This window comes from Streptomyces parvus (assembly GCF_032121415.1).
Classification (GTDB): domain Bacteria; phylum Actinomycetota; class Actinomycetes; order Streptomycetales; family Streptomycetaceae; genus Streptomyces; species Streptomyces globisporus_A.
This window is the reverse complement of the sequence record NZ_CP135079.1, coordinates 504,824-518,204: the sequence shown is the minus strand read 5'-3', so window position 1 is coordinate 518,204 and position 13,381 is coordinate 504,824. Positions and strand designations below refer to the sequence as shown.

General features: G+C 73.4%; 12 protein-coding genes. 1 reads left to right on the top strand and 11 read right to left on the bottom strand.

All coding sequences use genetic code 11. The annotated features are described in order from the left end of the window. Positions 1-294 precede the first annotated feature (294 nt). Positions 295-705 (top strand): Fur family transcriptional regulator, encoded by a 411-nt coding sequence (locus tag RNL97_RS03310; RefSeq protein WP_030580758.1) that lies wholly within the window; start codon positions 295-297, stop codon positions 703-705. Between the two features lie 27 nt (positions 706-732). On the opposite strand, the gene RNL97_RS03305 is transcribed toward RNL97_RS03310, so the two are convergent. From RNL97_RS03305 to RNL97_RS03255, 11 genes are all read right to left on the bottom strand, one after another. Then, positions 733-1,629: a sucrase ferredoxin gene (locus RNL97_RS03305; RefSeq protein WP_243313260.1), complete on the bottom strand. Its 897-nt coding sequence runs from the start codon at positions 1,627-1,629 to the stop codon at positions 733-735. Further along, positions 1,626-2,870 (bottom strand): cupin domain-containing protein, encoded by a 1,245-nt coding sequence (locus RNL97_RS03300; RefSeq protein ID WP_030580764.1) that lies wholly within the window; start codon positions 2,868-2,870, stop codon positions 1,626-1,628. The genes RNL97_RS03305 and RNL97_RS03300 overlap by 4 nt, the downstream gene beginning before the upstream one ends. Further along, the gene (locus RNL97_RS03295; RefSeq protein ID WP_106978409.1) at positions 2,867-3,223 is read right to left on the bottom strand and encodes a BatC protein; all 357 of its coding nucleotides are present in this window, start codon (positions 3,221-3,223) and stop codon (positions 2,867-2,869) included. Before RNL97_RS03295 ends, RNL97_RS03300 begins: the two co-directional genes overlap by 4 nt. 157 nt (positions 3,224-3,380) lie before the next feature. After that, on the bottom strand, positions 3,381-4,319 hold the full coding sequence (locus RNL97_RS03290; protein WP_313750345.1) for a class I SAM-dependent methyltransferase: 939 nt from the start codon (positions 4,317-4,319) through the stop codon (positions 3,381-3,383). A gap of 73 nt (positions 4,320-4,392) precedes the next feature. Further along, positions 4,393-5,481, bottom strand: a complete 1,089-nt coding sequence (locus RNL97_RS03285) for an NAD(P)-dependent alcohol dehydrogenase (protein WP_030580772.1) — start codon at positions 5,479-5,481, stop codon at positions 4,393-4,395. After that, a complete protein-coding gene (locus tag RNL97_RS03280; RefSeq protein ID WP_313750344.1) occupies positions 5,478-6,887 on the bottom strand; it encodes an aldehyde dehydrogenase family protein in 1,410 nt (469 codons plus the stop codon). Before RNL97_RS03280 ends, RNL97_RS03285 begins: the two co-directional genes overlap by 4 nt. Before the next feature lie 8 nt (positions 6,888-6,895). Continuing rightward, positions 6,896-7,648, bottom strand: a complete 753-nt coding sequence (locus RNL97_RS03275; protein ID WP_030580776.1) for a (5-formylfuran-3-yl)methyl phosphate synthase — start codon at positions 7,646-7,648, stop codon at positions 6,896-6,898. A 201-nt stretch (positions 7,649-7,849) separates the two neighbouring features. After that, complete coding sequence (gene araD / locus RNL97_RS03270; RefSeq protein ID WP_030580778.1) at positions 7,850-8,563, bottom strand: L-ribulose-5-phosphate 4-epimerase AraD; 714 nt, start codon at positions 8,561-8,563, stop codon at positions 7,850-7,852. A gap of 50 nt (positions 8,564-8,613) precedes the next feature. Beyond that, positions 8,614-10,128, bottom strand: coding sequence for an L-arabinose isomerase (araA, locus tag RNL97_RS03265; protein ID WP_030580781.1), 1,515 nt, complete (start codon positions 10,126-10,128; stop codon positions 8,614-8,616). 61 nt (positions 10,129-10,189) lie between these two features. Next, a complete protein-coding gene (araB, locus tag RNL97_RS03260) occupies positions 10,190-11,902 on the bottom strand; it encodes a ribulokinase (protein WP_030580784.1) in 1,713 nt (570 codons plus the stop codon). 232 nt (positions 11,903-12,134) lie between these two features. Further along, a complete protein-coding gene (locus RNL97_RS03255) occupies positions 12,135-13,181 on the bottom strand; it encodes a LacI family DNA-binding transcriptional regulator (RefSeq protein ID WP_030580786.1) in 1,047 nt (348 codons plus the stop codon). Positions 13,182-13,381 lie beyond the last annotated feature (200 nt).

Sequence of the window (13,381 nt, the reverse complement as noted above, 5' to 3'; positions counted from 1 at the left end):
CCGCGGGTCGTCCGAGCGCCTCGCGGACCACCGCACCCGGCGATCCCGGGCGGTGCGACGACGACGGCGCTGGGCCGACGGGCGGCATTGCGCGGTCGACCGGTGGTGTCCCGTCGCGTGTCTCTGCTGCCGTACCGGAGTCTTCCTGTCTCTTGGATGTCGCCGGGATCGATCCTACGATGGACTTCGTCCAAGTCAAGAAGCAAGCTAAAACCATAATGAGGGGGCGTGGTGTCGGCGCATTCCGTGCGCGAGCCGCCCGCCCCCTCCGGCGAGCGGAGCAGGTGAAACGAGATGAGCGACCTCCTGGGGCGGCTGCGGGGCCGTGGCTGGCGTATGACCTCCCAGCGGCGCGTCGTCGCGGAGGTCCTCGACGGCGACCACGTACACCTGACGGCCGACGAGGTCCATCTGCGTGCCGCCGCGCGTCTGCCGGAGATCTCCCGCGCGACCGTCTACAACACGCTGGGCGAGCTGGTCGCGCTCGGCGAGGTGCTGGAGGTCTCCACCGTGGGCCGCGCCAAGCGCTACGACCCGAACGCGCACAACCCCCACCAGCACCTGGTCTGCTCCGGCTGCGGCACGGTCCGTGACGTCCACCCGGTCGGCAACGCCATCGGTGATCTGCCCGAGACGGAGCGGTTCGGCTTCGCGGTCGGCTCGGTGGAGATCACCTACCGCGGGCTGTGCCCGGGCTGCGCCTGAGAGCGGGGGCCGGCCTCGGGGAGGGGGTCAGCGGTCGCGGACCGACGTCACGTCATAGACGAGCGCCGAGCTGTTCGCGGGTCCGCGGCAGGTCAGTTGGCGGGCCGGCGTGCGCCGGGCCCGTACCTCGACGTCGAGCAGTCTCGGGTGCGGCGCCCGGCCGTTGACGCTGACGCGCCAGCCGTCGTCGGCGGCGACCGTCGCGGTGACCGCGTAGTCGTGCCTGCCCGCCGGGCCGAAGTGCCGGAGCACCGCGGCCACCGCTGCCTGCTGCGGCGGGCGGAGGGTGGTGTAGCCCCGCAGGTGGTCGGCGCGGATCCGGTCGGCGAGGTGGTCCTCGACCACGGTGAGCGCCGAGCGGGGGTCCAGATTGCCGTAGTAGACGCCGTCGGGCACGACGACGACGTTGGCGGCGAACCGGTCACCGCCCACGTGCGTGCACTCCCACACCAGGTCGGGCCAGCGCGCACTGAGGGCCTGGCCCACGGGACGGCCCCGCACCGCGCAACAGGCGTCGTGCAGGCCGTGCGCGCAGACGAGGACGACGGGGGCGAGGCCCGGCTCCCCGGGGGAGTCGAGGGCGGTCACGATCTGCGCGAGGTCCTGGTCACGGTGCCAGCTGCCCCACCGCTGGCGCAGCACGCCGGAGCTCTGGTGGTGCAGTACCGCCCACCGGTCGCTCCCCTTGAAGCGGCGGCGTCCGTGCCGCCTGACGAGGAGGATCCGGGCCCGGTTGGCCCGGGCCGCGGCGAACACGAGGGTCTTGGTCTCCGGATCGAGGTCGATGCCGTCGAAACCGTCGGCGGGCCAGGCGCGCCGGTACTCGATGAGGACCCAGACGGAGCCGAAGGGGGCCGTGCCGACGAACGGGTCATGGCGGGCCCTGGCCGCGGCGGCGCAGAAGAACCGGTCCGGCGGGGTCACCGGTCCGCGGGCACCAGGACGCCCGCCCGCAGTAGCCGTCCGGCGAGTGCGAGGCCGAGGTCGCCGGCGGTGTGCACCCGGCCGTCGAGCAGCCGGGCCACGGGTACGAGGTCACGTGCCGGGAAGTCGAGGTACCCCACGCGGGTGAACAGGCGCGTTCCCTCCAGGCGGGGCTCCAGCGCCTTCCGCAGCCGTACCGGTGAGGTCGTCGCAAGGCCGCTCAACGCGGAGAGCTGCGCCACCGGCCCCAGCGGCGCCGGGCGGGCCCGGGACCGTCGGGTGCGGTGGAAGAGCGGGGCGGGGTCGGCCTCGGCGACGGCGGCCATCAGGCGCTCGCGGACCAGGTCCAGGACACCGTCCGTGCCGTCTGGGCCACCTGGTTCGTGCGCCCCGTTCGTCGCCTGTTCCGCCAGGGGGAGGGACCGGCGCATGGACGGGTCGTCGCCCAGCGCCGCGAGGGCGGCCCGGGTCAGGTGCTCGGCCAGTGCGTAGCGGGTCCAGGCGTGGATCCCCAGCGTCAGATGGATCGAGACCTCCCCCTGGGCCTGCGCCGAGTGCAGCCAGCCGCGCGGCAGATACAGCACATCGCCGGGGCGGAGCATCGTGTCCAGATGGGGCGTGCCGTGCGCGGCCCGGTCGGCGACGGCCGCACGGTGACCGGTCCACGGCTGATCGGGCAACGGATCCGGCAGTACGGGCTCGTGGACCACCCACCGCTTAGCCCCCTCGATCTGGAGGACGAACACATCGTGGACGTCGTAGTGCGCGTCGAACCCCCGGTTCTGCGGCGGGGTGACGTAGGCGTTCGCCTGTACGGGGTGCCCCAGCTCCGTACTCAGTCGGGAGACCAGGTCCGCCACCGGCTCCCAGGTGCGGTGCAGCGCCTGCAGGACGAGGGTGGCGCCGTCGGCGAACGCACGCCACAGGGCCGTGTCGTCGAGTTGGTCGGCGACGGTCGCCCCGACTCCGGCGGGTGCGGTGAAGGATGACGGCGGAAGCGTGGCGCCGTCCTTGGCGACCCGGAGGAACGGAGTACGCAGCCCGCGGCGGGAGACCAGCTCGTCCACGGCGGACGGGGAGAAGACGTCGGAGAAGTCGCTCGCCCCACGCGTCAGCGACGCTGTCCGCCCCCAGACGGCACGGGCGAATTCCTCCCGGCTGAGCCCGGTCAGACGGGATTCCAGGATCCCGGCGCCTTCACGCGCGCCGGAATCCCGGACCTCGGTGCGGGACAGGCTCAAGAGCGGCTGCCGGCCCCGCCGTCAGCGCCACCGTCGGCTCCGCCGTCGTGGACGCCGGGCGTTCCGGCCGCTCCGCCGTCCGCGGGCCCTTCGGCTCCGCCGTCGGCCCCGCCGTCGTGGACGCCGGGCCTACCGGCCGCTCCGCCGTCCGCGGGTCCCTCGGCTCCGCTGTCGGCTCCGCCGTCCGCGCCGCCATCAGCGCCGCCGTCGTGGACACCCGGGGTGCCGGCCGCTCCGCCGTCCGCGGGTCCTTCGGCTGCGCCGTCCGCTCCGCCGTCGTGGACGCCGGGCGTACCGGCCGCTCCACCGTCCGCAGGTCCCTCGGCTCCGCTCGCGTCGTGCTCGGTCATCATTCCTCCTGGGATCACACCACGGGGACGATGGTTTTCCGCTGTCCGGAAACCCGGTCGCCGGGACGTCTGATCTGCACTGAAATGGCCAATAATCACCGTATCCCTGCGGCTGGAAAACATCGATTCGAGCGGTGCGAAGTCGTCCGAATGCAGGAACTCACGCCTCGTGTCCGGCATCGGCCGGGCGCGGTTTGTCCGCGAACACCCACCGATTTCCCGCCAGTGCGTCGTTCGGCTCGGGCAGCGGGCCGCGCCCGTGCAGGCGGGTGAAGTCGAAGGGGGTGTGGACCGAGACCGACCAGCCCCGGTCCGCAAGACGGCCCGCCGAGTCGGGGCGGGGCGCCAGGTCGAACAGGTCCAGCAGGTCGATGCCGATCTGGTCCCTGGTGGCCGTGTACAGCGGGCTGTCGCGGTACTCCAGCAGGTCCTTCTCCAACTTGACCTCGAAGGCCAGCGCGCTTCCCCCGGCGCTCAGCCCCGCCACCGTGTCGATGAGGTAGGTCTCGGCGGCCGGCGGCAGGTAGAACAGCAGCCCCTCGACCAGCCAGACGCTGGGCGCGGTCGGGTCGAAGCCGACGCGGGGCAGCGCGTCGGCCCAGTCGGCGCGGAGATCCATCGGGACCGGGACGCGCGCCGCCTTCGGGGTGGCCGAAAGACCGCCGAGCACCCGGTGTTTGAAGGCCAGTACCTCCTCCCGGTCGATCTCGAAGACCACGCAGCCGGGAGGCCAGTCGAGCCGGAACGCCCGCGCGTCCAACCCCGCCCCGACCAGGACCACTTGGCGGGCGCCCCCGGCGCGTACCGACCGGAGGAGGAAGTCGTCGAGGACGCGTGTCCGCAGCCCGAAGTACCGGGCGAACCGGCCCCACAGGGGGTTCGCTTCCCCGCCCGGGACCTCCCGAGGATGGACCGGCCAGTCGGTGGACGCCGGGGCCGCGCGCACGAAGTGCTCCGCGTAGACGTCCTGGGCCAGGCTGCCGGGGCGGTGGGTTTCGAGCGCCCGTGCCGCCGCGACCAGGAGAGCGGTCACACCGACCCCTCCTGCCACGCCCTCCACACCGGTGCCATCGGTGTTCCGATGTGCTGTGTCGACCATGTGTACTCCTTTGACGCGTGCAGGTGATACGGGTGGGATGCGCGGGACTCGTGGTACGCGGAGTTCGCGGGATTCACGGAAGCAGCACCGGCTTCACCACGCGGCCCGCCCCGCAGTCGGCCTCGGCCTCGTTGATGTCGGCGAGCGGGTATGTACGGATCAGCTGGTCGAAGGGGAACCGGCCGGCCTGCCACAGCCCGGTCAGCCGGGGGATCATCAGGGCCGGGACCGCGTCCCCCTCGCAGATGTGGGAGACCCTCCGGCCCCGGTCCAAGGTCCCGGATTCCAGCGGGAGGTCGGCGTGCAGGCGGGCCACCAGGCCCAGGTGGCCCCTTGGCCGCAGCGATCGGAGCGCGTCGTTGATCAGCGGAGCGGAGCCCGTGGTGTCGAGGGCGTACCGCGCGCCGCCGTCGGTCAGCCGGCGGATGCGGCCGGGCAGATCGCCCGATGCGGCGTGCAGTGGGATCGCGTTGAGCTTCTCGGCGAGGGCCAGCCGTTCGGGGTGCCGGTCGACCGCCACGACGACGGCCCCGGCGGCGGTGGCCGCCATGACCGCCGCCAGGCCCACCGCTCCGGCGCCGAAGACCGCGACCGTGTCTCCGGGGCCCGCACCGAAGGAGTTGAGGACCGCCCCGGCGCCGGTGAGGAAGCCGCAGCCGAGCGGCCCGAGCAGTTCGAGCGGGAGCGAGGGGTCGACCCGTACGGCGTTGCGGGCCGGGACCATCGCGTACGCGGCGAAGGAGGACTGGCCGAACCAGCGGGGCGCCAGCGCGCGCCCGGCCGCGTCGGTGAACCGCGCCGCGTTCTCGGCCCTACCCCCGAAGAGATTGAGCGCGGCGAAACCGTCGCAGTAGGCGGGGGCCGCACCGAGACAACTCCCGCAGTGTCCACAGGAGTCGAAGCTCAGCACGACATGGTCGCCGGGGCTCAGCCCGGTGGCCGGGCCGCCCGCTTCCACCACCACTCCGGCCCCCTCGTGGCCGAGCACCGCGGGCAGCGGGGAGCGGCCCGCCGATCGCCGGACGGCGAGATCGGTCCGGCACATCCCGCACCCCGCGATACGGACCAGCACCTCGCCGTCGCCCGGACCCGCGTTCAGGATCACCTCCTCGACGGCGAAAGGATCCCCGTACGAACGCAGTACCGCGGCGTCGAACCTCACGGCCGGTCCTCCTGGGGCCGGTGTACGACAAAGGGGCTGAGGTTGCCGTACAGCCCCCACGGCCCGCCCGCGACGCCGACGCCGCTCTCCTTGACCCCGGCGAAGGGCTGGGCGAGGGAGAGTTCGGCGTGGTGGTTGATCCACGCCGTCCCGCACTCCAGCCGCCCCGCCACCGCCTCGGCCCGGTCCAGGTCGGCGCCCCACACCGAGCCGCCCAGCCCGAAGCGGGTGGCGTTGGCCGCGTCGACGGCCTCGTCGACGCTCCCGTACGCCAGCACCGGCAGGACCGGGCCGAACTGCTCCTCCGTCACCACCGGGCTGTCGGATGGGACGTCCGTCAGGACCGTCGGGGCGTGGAAGTAGCCCGGCCGGTCCAGCCGGTGGCCCCCGGCCACGGCTCTGGCCCCGTCCGCGAGGGCCCTCGCCGTGTACCGCTCCACCCGGGCCAGCTGGGCGGCGTTGTTGAGCGGCCCCAGCTCCGTGCCCGGGTCGAGGCCCGCCCCGACGACCACCGCCTTCGCCCGTGCCGCCAGGGCCTCCACCACCCGGTCGTGGAGCCGGGCCGGGACGTAGACGCGTTTGACCGCCATGCAGACCTGCCCGCAGTTGCGGAACGCCGCCCAGAAGAGCCGGTCCGCGATCCGCTCCACGTCCACGTCGTCCAGCAGGATCGCGGCGTCGTTGCCGCCCAGCTCCAGGGTGACCCGGGCGAGGCCGGACGCCGCGCCCGCCGCGACGGCCCGCCCGGTGGGGACCGAACCCGTGAACGTCACATGGCGGATCCCCGGGTGGGAGGCGAGGAGCGCGCCGAGGGGTTCACGGCCGGTGATCACCGTCAGCACGCCGTCGGGCAGGGCGGCGGACAGGACGGACCCCAGCAGCCGGGTGGCCAGCGGTGTGAAGGGGGAGGGCTTGAGCACCACCGTGTTGCCCGCGGCGAGCGCGGGCGCGAACTTCGCCGAGGCGAGCTGGAGCGGGAAGTTCCACGGGACGATGGCGGCGACGGGCCCGAGCGGCCGCCAGCGGATCTCGCTGTGCACGGCCCGGCCGTCCGTGATCGTCCGGGGCTCGGGGGCCGACCCGGCGAACCACCGCAGCCGGGCCGCCGTGCGGGCGATCTCCGCGTACGACTCGGTCAGGGGTTTGCCCTGCTCGCGGGTGAGCAGGGGCGCGAGCTCCGGCCCGGCCGCCTCCACGGCGTCGGCGGACGCGAGCAGGGCGGCGGCACGGGCGGCGGGGTCGGACCGCCAGCTCCGCCAGGCCTCGTGCGCCCGGCCGACCGCCGCGTCCAGCTCCTCCGCCCGCTGGTCGGGAGCCTCGTCGAAGACCTCGCCCGTCGCCGGGTCGAGCACGCTGAAGCGCTCACCGGCGGCCGCGGGGGCGGGGCCGGGCTGATACGGCGCCACGCCGGCGGTCAGCTCGCGGCCGGGGTCGCCGCGTGTTCCCGGGCGTGCCGGTCCATCTCCGCCCGGAACTCGGCCACCAACCGCGGCTGGATCCGCCCCGCGTTGCGGTCGCCGCCCTCGCAGACAGCCCCGCGTACGCCCACGATGTCCGTCCCGATCCGGGTCAGCAGGGCGAGGTCCTCCCGCTTCACGCTGCCCGCGAGCGCGGCGAGCAGCCCGGCGTCGTGGGCCAGCCGGACGAACTCCCCGCAGGCTTCCGGCGGCACATGGTCGAACAGCCGGGTCCCGTCCTTGATCGCGGTGTCGAGCATCGCCGCGTCGGAGCCGGAGCGGCGGGCGATGTCGGGCAGCGCGAGCGGGCTCACACAACCGATCCGGTGGGCGTCGGCATAGCCCGAGGCGACGACGAACGCGTCCGGCCGGAAGTCCTTGACGGCCCGTACCACTCCGCGCATCACCTCGATGGCCTGGTCGGGCGTCGTGCACCCGTAGAGGCCGACCTTGATGTAGGTGGCTCCGGAGACCGCCGCGCCGAGCGCGGCCTGCGCCACCGTGCCGGGCTTGTACGGGACGTCTCCGACCGTCGCCGACACCGGCTTGTCCGCCGGGACCGCCCCGCGGATCTCCCGGATGACCCAGGGGAAGTTCGCACCGAGCGAGCCCTCGTCGGGCTTCTTCACATCGACGATGTCGAGGTGGTCCGCCGCCTTCGCGCACGCGAGGGCTTCCTCGACGCCGTCCGGGGAGATGAGCAGCAGCAACGTGGATTCCTTCCACCGCGGACACCCCCAGGGGGTGCCCTGCCGATCAGGTCCGGCTCATCCTCGCCGCGCCACCCGACCCCCGGCAGGGCGCGAGGGATGGCGAACGGGGCACTGCTCCGACACCCTCACGCCCCCCGCGACGCGCCGTTCACCTCAGCCTCCACCGACCACGTACGCCCGATTTCCCTGCACATCGGGTCATACGGCCCCGGGGTTGCCGTAATAGGCTCCCGCGCCGTGTTTACGGGTGAAGTGGCGGTCCAGCAGATGCTGAGGGGGCTGTGCGGCCCCCAGGGAGAGCGTGTGCAGCGCCATCTCCGCGACCGCCTCGCAGATCACCGCGTGCTCCAGCGAGGCGTCGGCGTCCACACCCCAGGTGAAGGGGCCGTGGTGCGCGACGAGGGCGGCGGGCACCGTCCGGGCCCGTTCGTCGTCCCCTCGGAGCAGTTCCACGATGACCTGCCCGGTGTTGAACTCGTAGTCGGCGGCGCACTGTTCGGCGGTGAGCGGCTCGGTGACCGGCACCGGGCCGTCGAAGGTGTCCGCGTGCGTCGTGCCGAGCACCGGGATCGGGCGGCGGGCCTGGGCGAAGGCCACGGCGTGCGGGGAGTGGGTGTGCGTGATCCCGCCGATCGACGGGAAGGCCCGGTAGAGGCTCCGGTGCGTCTCGGTGTCCGTCGAGGGACGCAGCTCCCCCTCGACCACCCGGCCGTCGTCCAGGGCGACGACGACCAGATGCTCCTCGCTCAGCCGGTCGTACGGCACCCCCGAGGGCTTGATGGCGAACACGCCGGCCTCCCGGTCGACCCCGCTCACATTGCCCCAGGTCAGGGTGGCCAGACCTGCTCTTGGGATGCGCAGATTGGCGGCCAGGACCTCGCCGCGCAGCGACGCGAAAGCGGAGCGGGACATGGCAGGGCCTCCTGGCTGGGGTGGGGGAGCGGTCGCTCGGGCGGTGCCGCTCACAGGGCGTCGGCCAGTCGGTGGTAGGCCTGGTTCCAGCGGAGCTCCTGGGCGAACCGGCGTACGGTGGTGTCCGCGTCGATGAACGCGAGTTCCACGGCCAGCATGTCGGCCAGGTCCTCGAACTCCTCGCGGCCCAGCGCCGTGGTGAGCACGGTGTGGTGCGGGGCCCCGGCGGTCAGCCACGCCTCCGTGGAGGTGCGCAGGTCGGGTTCCGGGCGCCAGACCGCGCGGGCCACGGGCAGCAGGGGCAGTGGTTCGGGCGGCCCCACGACGTCGATCCGGTTGGCCACCAGCCGGAACCGGGAGCCCATGTCGGCCAGTCCCACCACGACTCCGGGGGCGGGCGCCGCGTCGAACACCAGGCGGACCGGGTCCTCACGCCCGCCGATGCTCAGCGGGTGGATCTCGCAGGAGGGCGTGGCGGCGGCGAGGGACGGGCACACCTCCAGCATGTGGGCCCCCAGGACGAGACCGCTCTCCGGAGCGAGGTCGTAGGTGTAGTCCTCCATGAAGGAGGTGCCGCCCGGCAGCCCGTGCGCCATGGCCTTCGTGGCCCGCAGCAGCGCCGAGGTCTTCCAGTCGCCCTCGCCCCCGAAGCCGTAACCGTCGGCCATCAGCCGCTGGACCGCGAGACCGGGCAACTGCCGCAGGCCGCCCAGGTCCTCGAAGTTGGTGGTGAACGCGCTGAAGCCGCCGTCGGTGAGGAAGCCGCGCAGTCCGGCCTCGATCCTGGCCGCGTACCGCAGGGACGCGTGGCGCTCCTTGCCGGGGAGCAGCTCGGCAGCCAGCGTGTAACGGTCGGCGTACTCCTCGGTGAGCGCCGCGACGGCGCTGTCGTCCACGGCGTCCACGGCCGCCACCAACTCGTTCACGCCGTAGGTGTTGACGGACGTGCCGAACCTGAACTGGGCCTCGACCTTGTCGCCTTCGGTGACCGCGACATCCCGCATGTTGTCCCCGAAGCGGGCGAGGCGCAGACGGGCGAACTCGGCGCGTCCGACGGCGGCCCGCGTCCAGGCCCCGATGCGGTGGGACACGTCGGGCGATGCGACGTGCCCGGTCACGGTCTTGCGGGCGACGCCGATACGCGACTGGATGTGGCCGAACTCGCGGTCCCCGTGGGCTGCTTGGTTGAGATTCATGAAGTCCATGTCGATCGTGGACCAGGGAAGTCGGCGGTTCGCCTGGGTGTGCAGGTGAAGGAGGGGCTTCCGCAGTGAGGCGAGCCCGGTGATCCACATCTTGGCGGGGGAGAAGGTGTGCATCCAGGCGATGAGACCGATGCAGCGGTCGTCCGCCTCGGCGTCCAGGCACATCCGGCGGATCGCGTCCGCCTCGGTCAGAACGGGCTTCCACACGATGCGCACGGTCGGCCCGGCAGGGGCGTCGGCGGCGATCGTCTCGCATATCTGCCGCGACTGAGCGGCCACTTGGGCGAGTGTGTCCTCGCCGTAGAGCGACTGGCTGCCGGTCAGGAACCAGACTTCGCTGTCGGTGGGGGCGAGGGGCATGAAGATACTCCCTGGTCGGGGTGCGGGGCGGTGTGTGGGGTGGCGCGAGGTGCGCGGGGGGTCAGCGCGCGGTCCCGTGCGCCCTCGCGCGGTTGCGGAGCCTGCGCAGCCGGTGCAGCAGGAGATCGCCGCCGGTGCCGAAGTGGTCGTGCAGCGCGCGGTATTCGGCGTACAGCTCGTCGTAGACGTCGGCGTTGTCCGGGTCGGGGAGACAGGCGTTCCGCTCGACGCCGCCCATGCGGGCGGCGGCCGCGCGTACGTCCGGGTACGCCCCGGCCGCGACCGCCGCGTGGATCGCCGAACCGAGCGCGGGGCCCTGGTCGGAGGTGGCGAGCGACACGGGCCGGCGCAGGACGTCGGCGTAGATCCGCATGAGCAGCGGGTTCTTCTTGAGCCCGCCCGCGGCGATGAACTCCGTGACGGGCACCCCGTGTTCCTCCAGGGCCTCGATGATGACGCGGGTGCCGAAGGCGGTCGCCTCCAGCAGGGCGCGGTAGACGTCCTCGGGGCGCGTGTCGAGCGTGAGGCCGACCAGCACTCCGGAGAGACGGTGGTCGACGAGCGTGGAGCGGTTGCCGTTCATCCAGTCGAGCGCGACCAGTCCGTGCGCTCCGACCGGTTGCCGGCCGCTGAGCCGGGACAGATGTTCGTGCAGGTCCTCACCGGCGGCCTCCGCGGCGGCGCGGTAGTCGTCGGGCACGCCCTGGCGCAGCCACCAGGCGAAGATGTCGCCCACCCCGCTCTGCCCGGCCTCGTAGCCGTACGCGCCCGCCACGATGCCTCCGTCGACCACCCCGCAGACACCGGGGACGTCGGCCAGTTCGTCGCTGTTGACGACGTGGCAGGTGGAGGTGCCCATGATGGCGAGCAGACGCCCGTTCTCCACCGCCCCGGCCGCCGGAGCCGTGACATGGGCGTCGACGTTCCCCACCGCGACCGGTGTCCCCGGCCGGAGCCCGGTCAGGGCGGCGGCTTCGGCGGTCACGGTCCCGGCGCGGGAGCCGAGGGGGAGCAGCGGGTGGTCGAGCCGGGTGGCGGGGAAGTCCGCGAAGTCCGGGTGGAGTCCGGCGAGGTAGTCGGGCGAGGGGTAGGCGCCGTCCTGGTGGATGCCCTTGTAGCCCGCGGTGCACGTGTTGCGCGACTCGGCGCCGGTCAGCTGCCAGACGATCCAGTCGGCCGCCTCGATCCAGCGGGCACAGGCGGCGTACACCAGCGGATCCTCTTCGAGGACCTGGAGCGCCTTCGCGTACTGCCACTCGGCGGAGATCCGGCCGCCGTACCGCCGGATCCAGGGTTCACCGCGTCGGTGCGCCAGGGCGTTGATCCGGTCGGCCTGGTCCTGGGCGGCGTGGTGCTTCCAGAGCTTGGGCCAGGCGTGGGGGCGGTCCGCCCAGTCGGGCTGTTCGGCCAGCGGAACGCCGTCCGCCGTGGTCGGCAGCACCGTGCAGGAGGTGAAGTCGGTGCCGATGCCGATGACGTGGGACGGGTCGACGTGCGCCGCCGCCAGCGCTTGCGGTACGGCGGTACGGAGCGCCTCCCGCCAGTCGCGCGGGTCCTGGAGAGCCCAGTCCGGGGGCAGGGGGGTGGCCGAGCCCGGAAGGCTCCGGTCGATGACGCCGTTGCGGTAGGTGTGCACGGCGGAGCCGAGCTCCGCACCGTCGCGGACACGGACCACGACGGCACGTGCCGAGAGCGTGCCGAAGTCGACGCCGACCGTGCAGGCGTCGGGCCGGCCGTCGAGAGGGCTGCCGGGGGAATCGGGCTGAGGGGTCACGAGCGAGACTCTCTGCTGCGGGAGTGGGTGCGGGGAGCGTCACCGCCCCCTGATTGTTAGCGCTAACAATCGCTGGAAGCAAGAGGTCCGGGCTCCCGGAGTGGCGTGAGTCGGGACTTCCGGGGGTGTGTCGTCCGGATTCCGGGCGGCGTACGGCACGGATTCCCGGAGGGGCGTGCCGTGCCGATGCCCGGAGGGGCGTGCCGTGCGGATGCCCGGAGGGGCGTAGGGATCAGGCGCCGTCCTGCGACCGGGTGCTCGCCCGGACGATGAGCTGCGGCTCCACCACGATGTGCGCCACGCCCGCCGCGGTGCCTTCGATGTGCTCCAGCAGCAGCTGGATGCTCCGGCGGCCGATGGCCGTGAAGTCCTGGCGCACGGTGGTCAGCGGGGGAGGGAAGAACCCCGCCTCGGGGATGTCGTCGAAACCCGCGACGGCCACGTGTCGCGGGGTGCGGATCCCCGCCTCCCGCAGTGCGCGCAGAACCCCCAGCGCCATCTGGTCGTTGGCGACGAAGGCCGCCGTCACCGGGGCCGCGCCCCGCCCCGCCAGGGCCAGCCCCGCCAGCTCCTGCCCCGCGTGGTAGCCGGACAGCGGGCTCCAGTCGCCCCGCAGCACGCGCGGCGGCCGGATGCCGTGCTCCTCCAGCACGGCGCGCCAGCCCTCGGTGCGCGCGGCGCTCTCCAGCCAGTCCTCGGGGCCGGCCACGTGCCAGACCGTCTCGTGGCCGGTGGCCAGGAGGTGTTCGGTGACGAGGCGGGCCCCCATCTCCTGGTCGAGGGAGACGCCGGGGATGTCGAGCCCGTGGCTGCCTTCCACCGTGACGACGGGGAACGGCGGGGTCAGCCGGGCGAGGGCCTGCACGCTGGAGCGCTGGGGGGTGATGGCGACGGCGCCTTCGACCCCCCAGGCCGCCAGATGGTCGAGCGCGTCCTCCAGCGCGTGGCCGCCGCCGCTGCGCAGGGTGACCGTCGAGACCAGGTACCCCTCGTCGCGAGCGGCTTCCTGCAGGCCGGCCAGGGTGCTCGCGGGGCCGTAGAGCGTCGGGTCGACCGCGATGACGCCGATGGTCCGCGAACGCCGGGTGACCAGAGCCCGGGCCGCGGAGTTGCGACGGTAGCCGAGCCGTTCGATCGCGGCCGTCACCTGCTCCCGGGTGGTGGCCCGGACGTTGGGATGGCCGCTGAGCACCCGGGACACGGTCTGGTGGGAGACCCCCGCCTCCCGGGCGACGTCCGCCATCGTCGGTGGGCGGAGGACCTCGGTGGGGCGGGTCATGCCTTGCTTCCTCCGGACGACGGCCGCGGCCCGGCCCGGCCGCGGGACGACCCGCGAGGGCGACGGGCCCACCTCGAATTCGAGAAACAGCTTAACGCCTCTTGCCCCCAGCATGTGTGAGCGCTAACAATCCAGTGGCCGGTGGACGGATTCCGGTCGACGGCGTCCCCGGGCACCGCGACGACGGGGTGCCCGCCGGC

Excerpts from the sequence above, each read along its gene's own strand:
- RNL97_RS03310 (WP_030580758.1), top strand. The coding sequence starts at position 295 with ATGAGCGACCTCCTGGGGCGGCTGCGGGGCCGTGGCTGGCGTATGACC.
- RNL97_RS03295 (WP_106978409.1), bottom strand. The coding sequence starts at position 3,223 with ATGATGACCGAGCACGACGCGAGCGGAGCCGAGGGACCTGCGGACGGT.
- RNL97_RS03290 (WP_313750345.1), bottom strand. The coding sequence starts at position 4,319 with ATGGTCGACACAGCACATCGGAACACCGATGGCACCGGTGTGGAGGGC.
- araD (WP_030580778.1), bottom strand. The coding sequence starts at position 8,563 with ATGTCCCGCTCCGCTTTCGCGTCGCTGCGCGGCGAGGTCCTGGCCGCC.
- araA (WP_030580781.1), bottom strand. The coding sequence starts at position 10,128 with ATGCCCCTCGCCCCCACCGACAGCGAAGTCTGGTTCCTGACCGGCAGC.
- RNL97_RS03255 (WP_030580786.1), bottom strand. The coding sequence starts at position 13,181 with ATGACCCGCCCCACCGAGGTCCTCCGCCCACCGACGATGGCGGACGTC.